This window comes from Halomonas sp. 5021, from assembly GCF_036663435.1.
Taxonomy (GTDB): Bacteria; Pseudomonadota; Gammaproteobacteria; order Pseudomonadales; family Halomonadaceae; genus Vreelandella; species Vreelandella janggokensis.
Window position 1 is genome coordinate 609,041 of the sequence record NZ_JAXOVU010000001.1, and the last position, 17,768, is coordinate 626,808.

Consider the following 17,768-nt stretch of genomic DNA (forward strand, 5'->3'; position numbering starts at 1 on the left):
CCCGCCTGGCACCCTTTGTTATCATAATGCGCCGTTGGTTCATTTGAACGGCGATTGCCGACGATAAAAAACCTTTTTTGACTGTGACGCTGGAGACATCCCCCTGCCATGGCTGCTAGTGATTTGATTGCCACCCTCTCCCAACGCCTGAATCAACGTATCCATATCCTGGATGGCGGCATGGGGACCATGTTGCAGAATGCCGAGCTGAGCGAGGAGGAGTTTCGTGGCCAGCGTTTCAGTGACTGGCCGTCGGACCTGAAAGGCAACAATGACTTGCTGGCGCTGACCTGCCCCGACGTGGTGACCCGCATTCACCGCGATTATCTCGAGGCCGGTGCCGATATTATTGAAACCAACACTTTCAACAGCACGCGCCTCTCCCAGGCTGACTATGGCATGGAAGATATTGTGCCGGAGCTGAATCGGGAATCGGCTCGGCTGGCCCGGGAAGTGTGTGACGCCGTTGCCGAAGAGACCGGCGTACCGCGATATGTGGCGGGTGTGCTGGGCCCTACCTCGCGAACCGCGTCGCTGTCGCCGGATGTCAACGACCCTGCCAAGCGTAACGTCACATTTAATGAGCTGCGCGACAATTACCTTGAAGCAGCCAAGTCGCTGATCGAAGGCGGCGCCGATCTGATCATGATCGAGACCATCTTCGATACGCTGAATGCCAAGGCCGCGATCTACGCCCTTGATGAACTGTTCGAGTCCCTGGGTAAGCGGTTGCCAGTGATGATTTCCGGCACCATCACCGATGCTTCCGGGCGGACGCTGTCGGGGCAAACCACGGAAGCTTTCTGGAATTCGATTCGCCATGCCGAGCCGTTTTCCGTGGGCCTAAACTGCGCGTTGGGTGCCGAGGAATTACGCCAGTACGTCGAAGAGCTTTCCACCAAGGCCGACACCTTTGTATCGGCCCACCCCAACGCGGGCCTGCCCAACGAATTTGGCGAATACGACCAAACGCCTGAAGAAATGGCGGCCATCGTCGGCGAGTTTGCACAGAGCGGCCTGGTCAACATTATCGGCGGCTGTTGCGGCTCGACGCCGGAACACATCCGCGCCATTGCCGAAGCCGTTCACGGTTTGGCGCCCCGGGAGGTGCCAGAGCGTTCGCGCGCATGCCGGTTATCGGGACTTGAACCGTTCAACATCGAGGCCGACTCGCTGTTTGTGAATGTCGGCGAGCGCACCAATGTGACCGGCTCGGCGCGCTTCAAGCGACTGATCGTGGAAGAAGATTTCACCACCGCGCTGGAAGTCGCGCTGGAGCAGGTGGAAAACGGCGCCCAGATCATCGATATCAACATGGATGAGGGCATGCTGGAGTCTCAGGAAGCCATGGTGCGCTTTCTGAACCTGATCGCCGGCGAGCCCGACATCGCCCGTGTGCCTATCATGATCGACTCGTCCAAATGGGAAATCATCGAAGCCGGCCTTCAGTGCGTGCAGGGCAAGGCCGTGGTGAACTCCATTTCGCTCAAGGAAGGCGAAGAAGCTTTCCGCGAGCAGGCGACCAAATGCCGGCGCTACGGGGCCGCCATCGTCGTGATGGCGTTCGACGAGGAAGGCCAGGCTGATACCTTCGCCCGCAAGACCGAGATTTGTGAGCGCGCCTACCGCCTGCTGGTAGATGAAATCGGTTTCCCGGCGGAAGATATCATTTTCGACCCCAACATTTTCGCCATTGCCACGGGTATCGAAGAGCATAACAACTACGCCGTTGATTTCATCGAGGCATCCCAGTGGATTCGCGAACACCTGCCCCATGCGATGCTGTCCGGGGGCGTTTCCAACGTCTCCTTCTCGTTCCGGGGTAATAATCCGGTACGCGAAGCGATTCACTCGGTCTTTCTGTACCACGCCATTCGTGCGGGGCTCACCATGGGGATCGTCAATGCCGGTCAGTTGGCCGTTTACGACGATCTGCCGGCCGAACTGCGCGACGCCGTGGAAGACGTGGTGCTCAACCGTCGCAGCGACGGCACCGAGCGCCTGCTGGATATTGCCGATAACTATAAAGGCGATGGCAGCGGCGCGGCGAAAAAAGAAGACCTGGAGTGGCGCAGCTGGCCGGTCAACAAGCGTATCGAACATGCCCTTGTCAAAGGCATCACAGCGCATATCGAAGACGATACCGAACTGGCACGCGCCGAGGCGGAACGCCCCATTGAGGTCATTGAAGGGCCATTGATGGACGGCATGAACGTGGTCGGCGACCTGTTTGGCGCGGGCAAGATGTTCCTGCCCCAGGTGGTCAAATCCGCTCGCGTCATGAAGCAGGCCGTCGCCTATCTGATTCCCTATATCGAGGCCGAAAAAAGCGCTGACACCCAGGCCAAGGGCAAGATTGTCATGGCGACGGTCAAGGGCGACGTCCACGATATCGGCAAGAATATCGTCGGCGTGGTGCTTCAGTGCAACAACTACGAGGTTATTGACCTTGGCGTAATGGTGCCCACCGAGAAAATCCTCCAGGCCGCCAAGGATCACAACGCCGATATCATCGGGCTGTCCGGTTTGATCACGCCGTCCCTGGATGAAATGGTTCACGTCGCCAAGGAAATGAAGCGTCGCGGCATGGACCTGCCACTGCTGATTGGCGGTGCAACGACCTCGAAAGCGCATACGGCGGTTAAAATCGAACCCCAGTATGACCATCCGGTGATTTATGTGACCGATGCGTCCCGGGCCGTTGGGGTGGCCAGCCGGTTGCTTACCCCGTCCCTCAAGACGCCCTATATCGCCGAAATACGCGAAGAGTACGAAAAGGTTCGTGAACGCAATGCCAAGCGTCGCCCCAAAGCCGCCGACCTTGACTACACCCAGGCGCGTAAGCGGCGTTTCCGGACCGACTGGGCCAGCTACACACCGGGCAAACCTCATCAACTGGGGCTACAAACCTTCGATAATTACCCGCTTGATGAACTCGTCGAGCGGATCGACTGGACACCCTTCTTCATGAGCTGGCAGTTGGCAGGGAAGTTCCCCAAGATTCTGGATGACAAGGTGGTCGGTGAAGCTGCCCGCAACCTGTTTGAAGATGCCAAGGTGATGCTGCGCAAGCTGCTTGATGAAAAGCGCGTCCAGGCACGGGGCGTGATTGGCTTCTGGCCGGCAAATACTGTCGACGACGACGTCATTGAAGTCTACGCCGATGAATCCCGTACCGATGTCGTCGAACGACTTCACCATATCCGTCAGCAGACCACCAAAGGGCGCGACGGCATCTGTTACAGCCTGGCGGATTTCATCGCCCCCAAGGACAGCGGCAAAGCGGACTGGATTGGTGGCTTTGCAGTGACCACCGGGCACGGGGTCGATGAACTGGCCAAAGAATATGAAGCGGCGGGGGACGACTATAACGCCATCATGGTTCCGGCCCTGACGGACCGGTTGGCGGAAGCCTTTGCCGAGCGCATGCACGAACGTGTGCGCAAGGAGTTCTGGGGCTATGTGCCCGAGGAGTCGCTCGATAATGACGCCTTGATTGCCGAGAAATACCAGGGTATCCGCCCTGCCCCCGGCTACCCGGCCTGCCCTGACCACACCGAGAAGGCAACGCTGTTCAGACTGCTTGACGCCACCGCCAATACCGGACTGGCGCTGACCGAAAACTTTGCCATGTGGCCTGCCGCGGCGGTATCAGGGTGGTATTTCTCGCATCCGCAGTCCAAATATTTTTCAACCGGCAAGATTACCCAAGACCAGGTCAAGGTATTGGCTGAGCGTAAACAGATGCCGCTCGAGGAAATGGAGCGCTGGCTGTCACCAGTGCTTTCCTACGACCCGAGCTGACTGTGCCCTACGTCGCCCACCGCCACGGCATAGTGGTTCGTCTGGCTTGGCCGGTCATACTGGGCATGCTCTCGCAGAGCATGCTCAACCTGGTCGATGCCGCATTGGTGGGCCGTCTAGGCGAAACAGCGTTGGCGGGTGTTGGCCTTGGCGGTTACGCCATGTTCATGATGACCGCCCTGGTGTTCGGGCTGTCCTCCAGCGTTCAATCACAAACCGCCCAGCGCCTGGGCGCGGGTCATTCAGGCCTCTCCCTGCCGCTGCAGGCGGGCCTGCTGCTTGGCCTGATCAGTGGTACATTACTGGCGCTGCTGGCATGGTGGCAGGCGCCTTTGATTATGCAGTGGATCTCGCCGACGCCGGACGTTCATGACGTGGCAGTTGATTACTTCCGCTGGCGTGTGCTGTCGCTGGCGGCGATTGCGCTCACCCTGTGCTTTCGTGGTTACTGGAATGGCCGTCAGTACACTCGCCTGTATTTGCGCATTATTGTGGCGGTTCACCTGCTTAACGTGGTGCTCAGCGCGGGATTGATTTTTGGCCTTGCCGGGCTTCCCGAACTGGGCGCCAGTGGTGCTGGCGTTGCCACCAGCTTGTCGGTGGGCGTGGGGCTGTTGCTCTGGATAGGCATCACCGCCCGCCACAGCAGCGCTCTGACATGGGCCCAGTTACGACCTGACATACAGGGGCTGCGAACCACGGCCCGGCTGGCGTTGCCGCACTCGGCCCAGCAGCTTTGGTTTGCCGCTGGCTATGCCGTGCTTTTCTGGCTGTTGAGCCAGCTCGGCACCGCGAGTGTTGCGGTGGGGCACGTGCTGATCAACCTGTCGCTGTTGCTGATATTGCCGGGCGTGGGTGTCGGGGTTGCCGCAATGAGCCTGGTGGGTGAAGCCCTGGGGCGGGACGCCGAGCAAGAAGCTCACCGCTGGGGTCTGGACGCGCTCTGGGTAGCTGCACTGCTGCTGGCCGTACTGGCCCTGCCCATGCTATGGATGCCGGACAAACTGCTTGGCCTGTTTTTCAAGGCGCCGGAATTGATTAAGCTTGGCACCTTGCCGCTTCAGTTAACGGGCCTGATGATGGTCATTGACGTCGCCGCATTGGTACTCGCCCAGGCCCTGATGGGCGCGGGCGCTCAGCGAACCGTCATGCTGTTGACGTTGAGCCTGCAGTGGCTGCTTTTTTTACCGCTGGCCTGGTGGGTTGGCGTCAGTCTCGGCTATGGGCTGCTCGGCATTTGGCTAATGCAGTTGATGTATCGCATCATTAACTCAGCTGCTTTTTTCTGGATATGGCAACGTCGCCGGTGGGCGACGTCGCTAGCGTAAATACCATTTTGAGATAAAAAGATAATTATATATTCTTTTGTAGAATATGATGCCCGCGTTAAGGTGGCGACACTGATTCGTCCCGTTTCAACGTGACAACTTCGCTTTAGCAGGACCGTGCCCCATGTATCGCTATGATATTCATGACCAAACGCTGGTAGATGAGCGCGTCGCTCAGTTTCGCGATCAAATGGATCGCTACCGCGACGGGCGTTTGGGAGAAGAAGAGTTTCGTCCACTGCGTTTGCAGAATGGTCTCTATATCCAACGCCATGCGCCCATGCTGCGTATTGCGATCCCGTACGGCATGTTGGCTGGCCATCAGCTGCGTGCGCTGGGGAGTATTACCCGTCGCTACGACCGTGGCTACGGTCACTTCACCACGCGCCAGAATCTGCAGCTCAACTGGCCTGCCCTGGAAGACGTGCCGGATATCCTGGCGGATCTGGCCAACGTCCAGATGCACGCGATCCAGACCAGCGGCAACTGCATTCGCAATACCACCAGCGATCAATTTGCCGGTATTGCCAACGATGAAGTGGAAGATCCGCGTCCCTGGTGCGAGCTGATTCGCCAGTGGTCGACGCTGCACCCTGAATTTGCCTATCTGCCGCGCAAGTTCAAGATCGCCGTCAGCGGTGCTTCCCAGGACCGTGCGGCCATCCAGGTCCACGATATCGGCCTGCGTCTGTGGTACAACGAGGCAGGCGAATTGCGCGTAAGAGTCCTTGCGGGTGGTGGTCTGGGCCGCACGCCGATGATCGGCGATGTGGTGCGCGACGACCTGCCCTGGCAGCACCTGCTGACCTATCTGGAAGCGTGCGTCCGGGTGTACAACCAGTTCGGGCGTCGCGACAACAAGTTCAAAGCGCGGATCAAGATTCTGGTCAAGGCGTTGGGCATCGAAGAGTACCGCCGTCGCGTCGAGGAAGAGTGGGCGCATTTGAAAGACGGCCCCCAGACGCTCAATGCGGCGGCGGTCGAGGCAGCCAAAAGCCACTTCCCCGAACCGGAACGTCGCAGCGTGGCTGAAAGTGCTGTGCAGGATTACGAGCGCCTTCGTCGGGAAAATCGAGGCTTTGCACGCTTCGTGACCAATAACGTGGCTGACCACAAGGTTTACGGCTACAAGGCCGTGACGCTATCGCTCAAGCGTCGCGAGCATGCCCCTGGCGACGTGACGGCTGACCAGATGGACGCCATCGCCGACCTCGCGGACCGTTACAGCTTCGGTGAAGTCCGGGTTACCCATGAGCAGAACCTGGTACTTTCCGACGTGCCTGTCGACGAGCTGGAAGCCCTTTGGCAAGAGCTTGAAACACTGGGCATGGCCAACCCGACAGTGGGCACGCTCAACGACATTATTTGCTGCCCTGGCGGCGATTACTGCAGCCTGGCCAACGCGGTGTCGATTCCCATCGCCCAGGCATTGCAGGAACGCTTTGAAGACCTCGATTTCCTTTACGACCTGGGGCCGCTGGATCTGAATATTTCCGGCTGCATGAATGCCTGTGGCCACCACCACGTGGGCCATATCGGCATTCTGGGCGTCGATAAAAAGGGCGAGGAGTACTACCAGGTATCGATTGGCGGCAATTCGACCGATGATGCCTCATTGGGCAAGATTCTTGGCCCCTCCTTCTTCCGTGAAGACGTCCCCGGGGTTGTCGAGAAAGTGCTGGAAGTCTACGTGGCCCAGCGCCATGAAGATGAACGCTTCCTGGACACTTATCGCCGTATTGGACTGAAACCCTTCAAGGAGCGTGTGTATGCCGCCTAATGACAAACAGGCCGAGGCGGTTGAGATGACGCCGGTTCATGCCGATCACCTGATCGCCAATGGCGAACTGGCGGCGGAAAATGCCTGGTGCGTGTCTTACGACGCTGAGGCACTTCCCGAGCAACGCCCTGCTTTTGTACCGCTGGCGCTCTGGAAGGCTCATCAGGAAGACACCGAGCTGGCACCGCTGCTGGCAAGCGATTGCGAACTGACGGCGACCCTGGCCGATGAGATCCGTTCGGCCCCGGCAGTCGCCATTCATTTTCCGGCATTCACCGACGGCCGTGGCTACAGCCTTGCCCGGCTGTTACGCGAGCGTTTCGGCTACAACGGTGAAGTGCGCGCAGTTGGCGATGTGCTGGTCGACCAGTTGGAATACATGCGCCGCTGTGGCTTTACCGCCATGGCGCTGCGCGATGACCAGCATCCCGAAGATGCCCTGCGGGCGTTGAGCTTTTTCAGTGTACGCTACCAGCCGGATGTCGAAGAACGCCAGGCACTGTTTGAGAAACGCCTTAACGCTAGCCACTAAGTGCGTCAGTCATCTAAACGCAAAGGGGCAGCCAACGGCTGCCCCTTTTGTTTTGACGGCTTATGTGTCGCTGGCTAGCCACGACGCTTCTGTTGCCGTTCACGGTTGTTGGCTTTCGCGCGATCGCTCTTGCGTAGCATGACCCAGGTAGCCCCCAGCCCACCTTCCGACGGCTGGGCGGAGATGTAGGCCTGTACTTCATCAAACTGGATCAGCCATTTGCCAATATAGGAGCGCAGCACATTGGCCGGGCTGTCGATCTCCCGCCCACGCCCGTGGACAATCAGTACCGAACGCAGGTCGTGCGCATAAGCATCCTGAATAAAGGGAAATACCAGTCTCCGGCATTCGGCCAGAGGCCGTCTGAGCAGGTGAAGCTGTGCCTGGACCGAGTAGCCGCCGTGCTTGAGTTTATCAACCACCCCCTGCTGGATTCCCTCGCGGCGGTACTCGATGGGGTCAAAGGGGGGTATCAGGTCGACAAAATCATCGGATAGAAAGTTACGCTCATCAATCTCTGCTTCAGCGCGTTCGCGCCTTGCCAATTGGGCCTCGGAAGGACGCTTGCGCGCATCACCGGTATCTGCGCGGTTTTTATCCGCTAGCGGTTTCACGTCGCCCACAAGCGCCCGAAAGTCTGTTTCATCACGAAGTGGCTGGTTCATGGCAGGCTCTCCGACAGGATAGGCTTTTTATCCTACCAAACACGCACTGATTGCTTAAGCGTCTTGTTACGCTTGTGTTCCACGCTGACGCACGCCACGCTACGCTTTCTGCCTGCTACATAAGGAAACACCATGGCCTGGGTAAAACGCCTGTTGGTGCTATGTACAATACTGCTACTGGGCCTTGCCGGGTGGCTTTGGCTGACCATGCTCAGCCCCTGGTTCTATGATCGGCCCGACCATCTTGCGGATATCGAACAACGCCCACACCACGTGTTTGTATATGGCACGTTACGTTATGCCCCCGTGCGCTGGATCGTCATGGGGGGCTCGGGCAACCCTCAAGCGGCCACCCTCGAAGGTTATCAGCGTAATGGCCTTGATTTATCGCCATTGCCGGACAGCCAGGTTGATGGCTTGCGTTTGCGTGTGACCGCGGATCAACTGGCCCGCCTTGACCGTTACGAACGCCTGGGGATTCGCTACGAGCGCGTGGAAAAGCAGCTGGCCGACGGAACCCGGGCCTGGGTCTATCAACGGCTGCCCAATGCGCAAGGTATGCGTTTGGCATTACCCGCTGCCCACATTGCTCTGGTACCCTAAGAGAATAATCTGCTTGGAGTTACTATGTCCGGTTCATTGCCCTATGTCTTGATACTTTATTACTCGCGCTCGGGTGCGACCGCCACCATGGCTCAGCAGATGGCCGCCGGCGTAGAGCAAGTGGCAGGCATTGAAGCGCGCCTGCGCACTGTGCCGCCGGTTTCCCCCACCTGCGAAGCGACATCCCCCGAGATCCCCGAGGAAGGTGCGATTTATGCCGAGCTCGACGATCTCCGTCACTGTAGCGGCCTGGCGCTAGGCAGCCCGACCCGGTTTGGCAACATGGCGTCACCACTTAAATATTTTCTGGATACCACCAGCAGCCTTTGGATCAATGGTGCCCTGATCGACAAACCGGCAACCGCCTTTACCTCAAGCTCGAGCCTGCATGGTGGGCAGGAAGCCACGTTGTTGACCATGCTGGTCCCGCTGCTTCACCACGGCATGGTCTACGCTGGCGTGCCCTATAGCGCCACTGAGCTGCTGGCCACAGAAACCGGTGGAACGCCCTATGGCTCAAGCCACCTGGCAGGGCCAAGGAGCGACCGCTCAGTCGACGAACATGAGCGCGCCCTGTGCGTCGCTCAGGGCAAGCGCCTCGCCAAACTGGCGCTGGCGATGCGGACAATGCGCGAGGAGACATCATGAAGCAGTGGCTGGAGCGGCTTGAGCAACGGCACGGCGTTGATCTTCTCACCTTGCGGGCACGGCAGTGGGTATTGGCAAGTTTTGGCCTGTTGCTGATAATGATGCTGTTACGTGGTTTCATGGTGCAGGACGCGGCGTTCAGTTGGCGCCCCATGGCAGCCTTTGTGCTTCCCCTGATCCTGTTTCTACCTTCTATTATCGGAAGGCGACCGCGAGGACATGCCTGGTTAGCCTTTGTCAGCCTGCTGTATTTCAGCCAGGGCGTGATGGTGGCCACCCTACCCACTCAAACCTTGCGTGGCGTCACCGAGGCCGTTCTCTCGCTCGCTTTGTTTACCGGTTGCATGGCCTTTGCGCGGTTTCGCAGCCGCCAATTACGTACTCAGGGCTAATCAGGGCTTGAGCTTTGTGACCACACCCGACACCATGTAAAAAATTCTTGATGGAGAGCCTAGCAATGGCACGCGACATAGCGGATATCAGGCGTGATTATGAAGGTGGCCAACTCGATGAATCCCAGGCCCCTGATGATCCCCTCGTGTTGTTTGATGAATGGTTCAATCTGGCTATCGAAAAGGAAGGCAAAGACAGCAATGCCATGACGCTGGCAAGCGTCGACAGCCAGGGGCGCCCTCACGCGCGCGTGGTGCTTTTGAAAGGGTTCGACGAGCGCGGCATGGTGTTTTACACCAATTACCATAGCCACAAGGGAAGTGAACTCAACAATGTGCCCTACGCGGCGCTTACCTTCTGGTGGCCATCGATTTCCCGCCAGGTGCGTATTGAGGGAGCCGTCGAGCAGGTGGCCGCTGAAGAGTCCGACGCGTATTTCGCCAGCCGCCCACGTGGCAGCCAGTTAGGTGCCTGGATTGCCACCCAGAGTGTAGTGATACCGGACCGTAACTGGATTGAAGAACGGCAAAAGCGTTTTGAACAAGCCTATGAAGGGCAAGAAATTCCGCGTCCCAACCACTGGGGCGGTTACCGCGTGAATCCCGATATGATCGAATTCTGGCAGGGCCAACCCAGTCGCTTGCACGACCGTATACGCTTTGAGCGTCGCGAAGGCGGCGAGTGGAACTCTTTCCGCATGGCGCCCTGAGCCCCTCTGCCCTGTGGCTGGCCAAGGTGGCGGGCTAGCCATGCCCAGCGGCTAGTCCGGCAGGCTTTCCAGCCGGTGGCGCTGCCATTCACTTTCGGGCTCGTTGAGCCGCATGATGGCATCAATTACCTGTTCTTCCATGTTGTAACGACAAGTGAAGCCCAGGTGTTTCATCAGTGCCCGCATGGGATGATTATCCGGCATGATTTTGCCCACCATTTCCAGGGTGCCAATGTGGGTGCAATAAGCGACCATTTTTTTCATTAACAGGCTGCCGATCCCCAGGCCCTGCATGTCGTCGCGAATAATGACTGAAAATTCCGTTCGAATGTTATCCGGATCATTCCAGACACGCACCACCCCGAGCATTTCCTTGCTGCCATCATCGCGTTGATGTTCGGCAATAAACGCCATCTGGCGGTCGTAATTGATATGCGACAACACCGAAAGATCGCGCTGGGTTAAATCCGACTTGTTATGAAAATAGCGGAAACGAATACTTTCTTCGGAAAGTTGGCGGTGAAAATTGGTAATCAAAGGTGCATCTTCGGCACGAATCGGCCGCACCTCGACTTGCCAGCCGTTTTTCAACGTCAGCCATTCACGCAGCTCTTCCGGATAAGGCATGATGGCAAAACGAGCCGGGGGGCCGAGGTCCATGGCAAAATCGACGGCCAGCATGCCGTCCCGGTTGAGCAGCAATGGGTTAAGTTCAAGCCCACGCAGCTCGCCCAGATCCGAGGCCATTTGTGACAGCTTTACCAGCAGTTGGCATAAGTGCTGGGTATCCCGGTCGGGGTCTGACGAGTGTTCGCGGATCAACGATGCGGCGTGGGTGCGATTGACCACATCCGCCGCCAGGCTCATGTTGAGGGGCGGTAAAGCGACTTGGCGGTCAGCAAGTACATTGACTTTATAGCCACCAATGCCAAACACGATCAGCGGGCCGAATACCGGGTCCCGGGTAATGCCCGCGCACACCTGCATGGAATGCTTGCCGCGCTGCATGGGCTGCAGGCAGTATTCATGGATCGCGTATTCGGGGTACTTTTCGTTCACCTTTTCGCCCAGTTGGCGAACTCCATCCGCCACCTGCTCGGGGGTTTCAAGATCCTGAAGCAGCCCTGCCGAAATCTTATGCGGGTGCTTGCGATAGCGATAGGGTCGACAATTGCCCTCATGCACTACCTTCAGCGCCTTGGGTCCTTCAATCTGCCCGGCAATGTCCAACGCCTGCTCGGCACTGGTAAGGTAATAACTGGTCGCTGCAGGAATGCCGTAAGCCTCAAGCACTTGCGCCGTTTCCGAGTGGCTTAACGTCTGACGGCCCTCGGCCTTCGCCTCGCTGATCAATGTCCGGCACTCTGCGCGAATATCAGCACTGGTGGAAAACGGCAGGCTGGGCGGTGTTTCCTGAAGCAGCTGTTGAACGCGCTGGTAGTCCACCATATGCATGAAGGCTTTCACCGCTTTTTCGGGCGAAATATAAGTGGGAATGCCAGCCAGGTTGCATTCGTGGCGAGCATTCAACGCCTCTTTGAGCCCCATCCAACTGGTCAATAAATTACGACGGAAGGCCTTGCGGTTGGCAATCAGCGCTTGTGCGGTGACCAGCGAAGGCGCCAGGCGCGTTGGTGCATGCACCACGAGGACCGCATCCACATTGGCATCTGCGGCGACAATTTTCAGCGCCTCGACAAACCGCTCGGGCGTGGCATTACCGCCCAGGTCAACGGGGTTTTCACCGGGTTTGCTGAAATCGACCTGGCTTTGATGCAACGCTTGTTGTGTTTCATCGCTGAACTCGGCCAGCTTGCCTCCGGCGCTGACCAGCTTGTCGATAGCCAGCATGGCAGGCCCCAAACCGTTAGACACCACCGCCAGGCGGTCGCCACGTAATGGTTTCATGCGCGAAAGGGTTTCCAGGGCATCCAGCAACTCGTCGGAGTCGTCGACACGCACTACCCCGGCGCGTGAAAAAGCCGCGTCAAACACGACATCGCGATTGGCAATACCCGGCGTCGGGGCCATGCCGGAAATATCCGAAGCAAAGGTTCTTCCGCTCTTGATGGCCAGCACGAGCCGGTTTCTCGAGGCGTCGCGTACCGCGGTCATGAAATGCTGCGCGTCGGAAATCCGCTCAAGATGGAGCAGAATTGCCTGCGCCGGTGAGAACTGATTTACGTAATCGATCAGATCCGGCAATAGCACATCGACACTGTCACCCACGGTAATCAGGTGCGAAAACCCCACATCGCGCCCGGCTGCCCAATCGATCATGGCGTTGGCCAACATGCCTGACTGGCCAAGATACGCCACTCGGCCTGCCTTGACCGGCTGACTGGCATATGAAGCATTGAGTTTTTTAGCTGGCACGATAAGGCCCATGCACTCAGGCCCCAGCACGCGGATGCCGGATTCACGGGCAGCCTTCAGCATGCGCTCGCGTATCGAGCCTTTATTGCCCGTGTCGCGATCCAGATAAGCGCCACCGGAAAGTACCAGGGCGGCTTTTACCCCAAACTTGCCCAACTGGTGGATCAATTTGGGCACCCCGTCAATGGGCGAGCAGATGATGGCGAGGTCAGGCACCTCAGGCAAGTCGTCAACGCGCTTGACACAGGGGTCACCGAAGACCTGATCATAGCCTTTCAGATTAACCGCCCAACGTCGCCCCTTGAACCCGCCTTCATGAATATTGCGAAGCACCAAGCCCCCAAGCGACGCTGGGTTCTCGGATGCGCCAATGACGGCAAGCGTGCGGGGTTCGAAAAAATGGTGCAAGAAACGTGTACTCACGTTTGCCTCTCCTGGAACGGTGCAGCGCGATGTAAGACTTATGGACACTGTCGCCTATCAGCGTGTCGCGATTAAGGTGATACTAGCTACCATGGAGCGCTTGAATGATCACTGCCTACCTTACCCACCCGGACTGCTTATTGCATCATATGGGGCCGGAACATCCTGAAAACCCTCATCGACTGGAGGCGATTCGAGCGCGTCTGGCATTGTCAGGCTTATTGCAGCAAACCATGCAGGCCGATGCCAGGGAAGCGGATGAAGCGGCACTCAATCGAGTGCACGCCACACGTCATCTTAACGCCCTTACCAAATGTCTGCCCGAGCAAGGCATCGTATCGCTTGATAACGACACCCTGATGAACCCGGATAGCCTGAAAGCCGCTCGTTATGCCGCTGGTGCGGTTATCAAAGGGATCGATCAGGTCTTCAAGCGCCAAGCCGATAATGTGTTTTGTGCGATTCGTCCGCCTGGGCATCATGCCGAAGCCGCCGAGGCGATGGGGTTTTGCTTTTACAACAACATCGCGGTCGGCGCGGCCTATGCAAGGGAACGCTACGGTGCCCAGCGCATTGCCATCCTGGATTTTGACGTCCACCAGTGCAACGGCACGATCGATATTTTCAAGAATGATCCGGATGTGCTGATCTGCACCAGCTTCCAGTATCCCTTCTACCCATGGCGATATTTACGTAGCGAATGGCAAAACGTCGTCAATACGCCCCTGGAAGTCGGCACGCAAGGGCCCGAATTCCGTCGCCTGATTGAAAGCCAATGGCTACCGGCGTTGCACCGCTTCAAGCCTGACCTGGTGATGATGTCCGCCGGGTTCGATGCCCACCGTGATGACCCCATGGGCGATGTATGCCTGGTGGATGAGGACTTCTACTGGATCACGCACATGGCGATGGAAATTGCCACGCTGTATGCCGATAACCGGCTTGTCTCCTCGCTGGAGGGCGGCTATAACCCGACATCGCTGGCAAGCGGTGTGGAGGCGCATCTCAAGGCATTGCTGGGCCTGCCTTTTGCGGCATCGAGCTAACGGCCGACCAGCGGTTACGCTGCCTGGCTGTTTTCAAAGGCAGTTGGTGGGTTTGGGAAGCCCTGCAATGCGCGCCACCACCTTGGCGGTACTGCCAGGAAAGAGCCGCATCAGGTAAATAGAGCGGCCCTTGTCACTACCCAGCGTCTGCTGAGTGGCTTTGACGAGCGGTCGCATTGCCGGTGCCATTTCATAACGGCGATAGAAACCGCGCGCCAAGTGGATGATTTCCCAGTGCTCGGACGTCAATTCGATGCCTTCATCGACGGCCAACTGGTCAGCAACCGCTTCTGACCAGTCACTCATGTCGACGAGGTACCCTTCCGGATCAAGCAGTACGTTAGCGTCGGTGTTCTCCATCAGTGTACTCACTGTTGCCTATCAGCTATTCAATACCAGGTGACCGACTGTGCATGCTGCTCAGTCAGCGCTACAAACCCTTCCATATCCACGGCCGCCAACCCATGGGTTGCGGCAATGCTTGAGAGCCCTCGGGCGACGAGGTCTTCTTCAAGCAAAAATACCGCGTAGTCATTCTGCGTCCAGCAGTGTAAATCTGGGTTAAGCGCCGCCATCACGCCTGCTTCGGTCAGCAACAGCGTATCCCCCGCCTGAATGGCCTGCTCGACCTGCTGGGCGGCCTCATGGGTGGGAGGGGTTGTCAAAATATGCAGGATCATGAAACACCCTAGAAGTTGAGGATCGGGCGGTTTTGGCTAAACAGCGCTTTGACTTGCTCCTCGCTGAGCGGTGTTACGCCATCGACAAGCGCATCGAGAGGAAGCTTGAGGTCGTCGAGCACTCGCTGGGGGACATTCAACTGGTCGATATCGTACATCTCGAGCATGTCGATGGTCGGCAGACTGGCCTTTTGTCCCGGGGCGCCTGCCTGCTGTTCCCTGCACAGTGCCAACGCACCCTGCCCCATGAACAGCAGCCTGACAGATTGCCCAAAGGCAGCGCCAACCAGAGCGGCGTCAAGCCCCTCACGCAGCCAGTTCGAATTATGGGGAGCATGACGAATGATCACCAACAGGTCTTCTGATTCATGCATGGACGGCCTCAACTGGCAAAGGTAATCAAACGATCGCAGCGTTGTTGCAGCGTCAGCAACTGACCAAGCCCGGTCAGCTCAAAGGGAGCTTCCAGGTTAAAGGCATCATGGCCATGGCGGGATGCTTCAGATTGACTGATGACACCACGCCTCAGCGCCGCGGCGATACATACATCCAGCGCCACATTGTGGTCTTTATGAAGCGCTATCCAGGCTTCGCGCAGGTTCAACTCATCCTGCGGCGGGGTCATTAGCATTGACGCATTATGAACACCGTCGTGATAAAAGAAAACGCCGGCGAGCTGATGCCCCCTTGCCAGCACCGCATGGGCAAACCTGAGCGCCGAATGAGGCGCCGGCTGGCTGTAGGGGGCCCCCATGACTAACAGTCCGTAATTCATTGCCCTTACCTATCGGTGTGGCGAGTGACATCCTGCATATAACAAAAAACAGACCCTGGTAATAGGGTCTGTTGAGACATGCTGCTATGTGTAACGCCAGATGGGTTACTCGTTGCTCATGAAACCGAGCAGCGACAGCAGGCTGATAAACAGGTTGTAGATAGAGACGAAGAGCGTGATGGTGGCCAGAATATAATTCGTCTCACCCTGGCGATGGATGATTTCACTGGTCTGGTAAAGAATGGCCGCTGAAGAAAACAGTACGAAGCCAGCCGATACCATCAGTGAAAGCGCGGGGATGTTGAAAATCAACGCCGCCACCATCGCGAGCACCAGCACGATGGCACCGGCCACCATGAAGTTGGCCAGGAAGCCAAAATCTTTCTTCGTTATCAGGGCGACGGCTGATAGGCCGATGAAGGTGATGCCGGTCATGGCCAGGGCATTCATGATCAAGGCGCCGCCATTGGGCAGTGCCAGGTAGGCGGACAGGATCGGCCCTAAGGTGAAGCCCATGAAGCCTGTGAAGGCAAAGGTAGAAAGCAGCCCTAGCGCTGAATTGGCCGTTTTATGGACCAGGAACATCAACCCGTAAGCACCAATGAAGAACACGAAGATGTTCAGTTGCTGAACGCCCATCGCGACGGAGGCGCCTGCGGTGACCGCAGAGAAAAGTAGCGTCATCGCCAACAACGCGTAGGTGTTACGCAGCACTTTGTTGGTGCTAACCGAATTGGCTACACCGCCAGAGGCTGATTGCGCAATATGCGAGTCGTTGTAACTCATGTGTTCATGCTCCGTAATGATCTATCAAACAGTTGACCAGCATGCCGTTACCGAGTTCCAGACGCAAGTCTTTGTCTTCCACGCTATTAGTCTTTCAGCGTTGAGACTTTCAACATTGTGTCAGTTTAGCAAGCGTTAGCTATGCTTGCTAAGAACCTCCTTGATACCCATTCCCACCTTGGACACCAAGATGATGAAAAAAATTCTATTCCCTGCCAGCACCATCGTGCTGATGTCATTGGCTCAGGCTACTTTTGCTTTCTCCCCCGCCGGGCAGGATGTGGCTTACTCCATCAATGATGAAGATTTCGAAGGTTATTTCGTCTCGGGTGGTGACGACGCACAAGGCAGCGTGCTGATCGTTCATGACTGGGACGGGCTGGATGATTATGAGCGGGAACGTGCCGATATGCTCGCCGAAAAAGGCTTTGACGTGTTTGCCTTGGACCTGTTCGGGGAAGGCAACCGGCCCCAGGCAGTTGAAGACAAACGGGCGGCCACCAATCGGCTTTACGAAGACAGGGAACGGATGAGAGCGCTTACCCTCGGTGGCCTTTCGCAGGCAAGGCAACAGGGTGCCGCCGATAACACCGTGATCATGGGGTACTGCTTTGGCGGTGCAGTGGCACTGGAGATCGCCCGTTCTGATGAGGCCGAAGATATTGCGGCGTATGCCAGTTTTCATGGTGGGTTGACCACGCCCGAGGGGCAGGCCTATTCAAGTGATACGGCACCGATCTTCATTGCCCACGGTGGCGCCGATTCATCGGTGAGCCTCGGCGATGTAGCGACCCTGGCCGGCGAACTGGAAAACGCCGAAGTTACCTACGAAGTCGGTATCTATTCTGGCGCGCCACACGCCTTTAGCGTCTTCGGAAGTGATGCTTACCATGAACGTGCCGACCGGCGCTCCTGGCAAGCCTTTACGGTCTGGCTGGAGGACATGCTCTAAATCGAGTGACCCAGCGGTTAGCCCCGCTGGGTATGTTGATGTCCGCGCCTCAACTTTGCACGTCTTCCTCATCGTCTTTCAGCGGTGTGGTCTTGGTCACCGCGGTTTGACGTGCGTCCTGCGATGAGTTGTAGAGACGCGTGTCAATCACATGCAGTACCGCTAATTGTGCAAACAGCACAGCAAAACAGATAATCAGACCTTTTAGCATGGCGTCTTTCCATAAGGGCTCCCAATGAGCCTTATAGCTGCATAGTAGTGCAACGCC

At 57.5% G+C, this 17,768-nt stretch carries 18 protein-coding genes; 10 read left to right on the forward strand and 8 right to left on the reverse strand.

Annotation, left to right across the window (positions count from 1 at the left end; genetic code table 11):
• The first annotated feature begins 108 nt into the window (after positions 1-108).
• The 4 genes from metH (at position 109) to R3F64_RS03040 (ending at position 7,444) form a co-directional block, all read left to right on the forward strand.
• Positions 109-3,804 (forward strand): methionine synthase, encoded by a 3,696-nt coding sequence (gene metH / locus R3F64_RS03025; protein ID WP_332609672.1) that lies wholly within the window; start codon positions 109-111, stop codon positions 3,802-3,804.
• A gap of 2 nt (positions 3,805-3,806) precedes the next feature.
• Positions 3,807-5,132, forward strand: coding sequence for an MATE family efflux transporter (locus tag R3F64_RS03030; protein ID WP_332609673.1), 1,326 nt, complete (start codon positions 3,807-3,809; stop codon positions 5,130-5,132).
• A 124-nt stretch (positions 5,133-5,256) separates the two neighbouring features.
• Positions 5,257-6,912, forward strand: coding sequence for a nitrite/sulfite reductase (locus R3F64_RS03035; RefSeq protein WP_264823097.1), 1,656 nt, complete (start codon positions 5,257-5,259; stop codon positions 6,910-6,912).
• Positions 6,902-7,444: a DUF934 domain-containing protein gene (locus tag R3F64_RS03040; RefSeq protein WP_085918576.1), complete on the forward strand. Its 543-nt coding sequence runs from the start codon at positions 6,902-6,904 to the stop codon at positions 7,442-7,444. The genes R3F64_RS03035 and R3F64_RS03040 overlap by 11 nt, the downstream gene beginning before the upstream one ends.
• A 74-nt stretch (positions 7,445-7,518) precedes the next feature.
• Here R3F64_RS03040 and smrA read toward each other — a convergent pair whose 3' ends face one another.
• Positions 7,519-8,109 carry a DNA endonuclease SmrA gene (smrA, locus tag R3F64_RS03045; RefSeq protein WP_332609677.1) on the reverse strand — a complete coding sequence of 197 codons (591 nt, stop codon included), beginning with the start codon at positions 8,107-8,109 and terminating at the stop codon, positions 7,519-7,521.
• Between the two features lie 132 nt (positions 8,110-8,241).
• Here smrA and R3F64_RS03050 point away from each other — a divergent pair, with 132 nt between their 5' ends.
• The 4 genes from R3F64_RS03050 (at position 8,242) to pdxH (ending at position 10,462) form a co-directional block, all read left to right on the forward strand.
• Positions 8,242-8,712, forward strand: a complete 471-nt coding sequence (locus tag R3F64_RS03050; RefSeq protein ID WP_332609678.1) for a gamma-glutamylcyclotransferase family protein — start codon at positions 8,242-8,244, stop codon at positions 8,710-8,712.
• Positions 8,713-8,736: 24 nt separating this feature from the next.
• Positions 8,737-9,360, forward strand: coding sequence for an NAD(P)H:quinone oxidoreductase (wrbA, locus tag R3F64_RS03055; RefSeq protein ID WP_199285305.1), 624 nt, complete (start codon positions 8,737-8,739; stop codon positions 9,358-9,360).
• Positions 9,357-9,752, forward strand: coding sequence for a DUF2069 domain-containing protein (locus tag R3F64_RS03060; protein WP_332609679.1), 396 nt, complete (start codon positions 9,357-9,359; stop codon positions 9,750-9,752). The genes wrbA and R3F64_RS03060 overlap by 4 nt, the downstream gene beginning before the upstream one ends.
• Positions 9,753-9,817: 65 nt before the next feature.
• Positions 9,818-10,462 (forward strand): pyridoxamine 5'-phosphate oxidase, encoded by a 645-nt coding sequence (pdxH, locus tag R3F64_RS03065; RefSeq protein WP_085918581.1) that lies wholly within the window; start codon positions 9,818-9,820, stop codon positions 10,460-10,462.
• Between the two features lie 51 nt (positions 10,463-10,513).
• Here the strand turns inward: pdxH and R3F64_RS03070 are convergent, their stop codons facing one another.
• Entirely contained in the window at positions 10,514-13,261 is a 2,748-nt protein-coding gene (locus R3F64_RS03070) for a bifunctional acetate--CoA ligase family protein/GNAT family N-acetyltransferase (RefSeq protein WP_309781391.1), read from the reverse strand.
• Between the two features lie 104 nt (positions 13,262-13,365).
• Here R3F64_RS03070 and R3F64_RS03075 point away from each other — a divergent pair, with 104 nt between their 5' ends.
• Complete coding sequence (locus tag R3F64_RS03075) at positions 13,366-14,307, forward strand: histone deacetylase family protein (RefSeq protein WP_264823092.1); 942 nt, start codon at positions 13,366-13,368, stop codon at positions 14,305-14,307.
• Between the two features lie 33 nt (positions 14,308-14,340).
• Here R3F64_RS03075 and R3F64_RS03080 read toward each other — a convergent pair whose 3' ends face one another.
• The 5 genes from R3F64_RS03080 to R3F64_RS03100 form a co-directional block, all read right to left on the reverse strand.
• On the reverse strand, positions 14,341-14,667 hold the full coding sequence (locus R3F64_RS03080; RefSeq protein WP_199285303.1) for a TusE/DsrC/DsvC family sulfur relay protein: 327 nt from the start codon (positions 14,665-14,667) through the stop codon (positions 14,341-14,343).
• Positions 14,668-14,696: 29 nt separating this feature from the next.
• A complete protein-coding gene (gene tusB, locus R3F64_RS03085; RefSeq protein WP_085918585.1) occupies positions 14,697-14,987 on the reverse strand; it encodes a sulfurtransferase complex subunit TusB in 291 nt (96 codons plus the stop codon).
• 8 nt (positions 14,988-14,995) lie between these two features.
• Positions 14,996-15,361, reverse strand: coding sequence for a DsrE family protein (locus tag R3F64_RS03090; protein WP_085918586.1), 366 nt, complete (start codon positions 15,359-15,361; stop codon positions 14,996-14,998).
• 8 nt (positions 15,362-15,369) lie between these two features.
• Positions 15,370-15,762 carry a sulfurtransferase complex subunit TusD gene (tusD, locus tag R3F64_RS03095; protein WP_332609683.1) on the reverse strand — a complete coding sequence of 131 codons (393 nt, stop codon included), beginning with the start codon at positions 15,760-15,762 and terminating at the stop codon, positions 15,370-15,372.
• 105 nt (positions 15,763-15,867) lie between these two features.
• Positions 15,868-16,548, reverse strand: coding sequence for a Bax inhibitor-1/YccA family protein (locus R3F64_RS03100; protein WP_085918588.1), 681 nt, complete (start codon positions 16,546-16,548; stop codon positions 15,868-15,870).
• Between the two features lie 193 nt (positions 16,549-16,741).
• On the opposite strand from R3F64_RS03100, the gene R3F64_RS03105 reads away from it, so the two are divergent.
• Positions 16,742-17,500 (forward strand): dienelactone hydrolase family protein, encoded by a 759-nt coding sequence (locus R3F64_RS03105; RefSeq protein WP_199285442.1) that lies wholly within the window; start codon positions 16,742-16,744, stop codon positions 17,498-17,500.
• Positions 17,501-17,549: 49 nt separating this feature from the next.
• On the opposite strand, the gene R3F64_RS03110 is transcribed toward R3F64_RS03105, so the two are convergent.
• Positions 17,550-17,711, reverse strand: coding sequence for a hypothetical protein (locus R3F64_RS03110; RefSeq protein WP_176243658.1), 162 nt, complete (start codon positions 17,709-17,711; stop codon positions 17,550-17,552).
• Positions 17,712-17,768 lie beyond the last annotated feature (57 nt).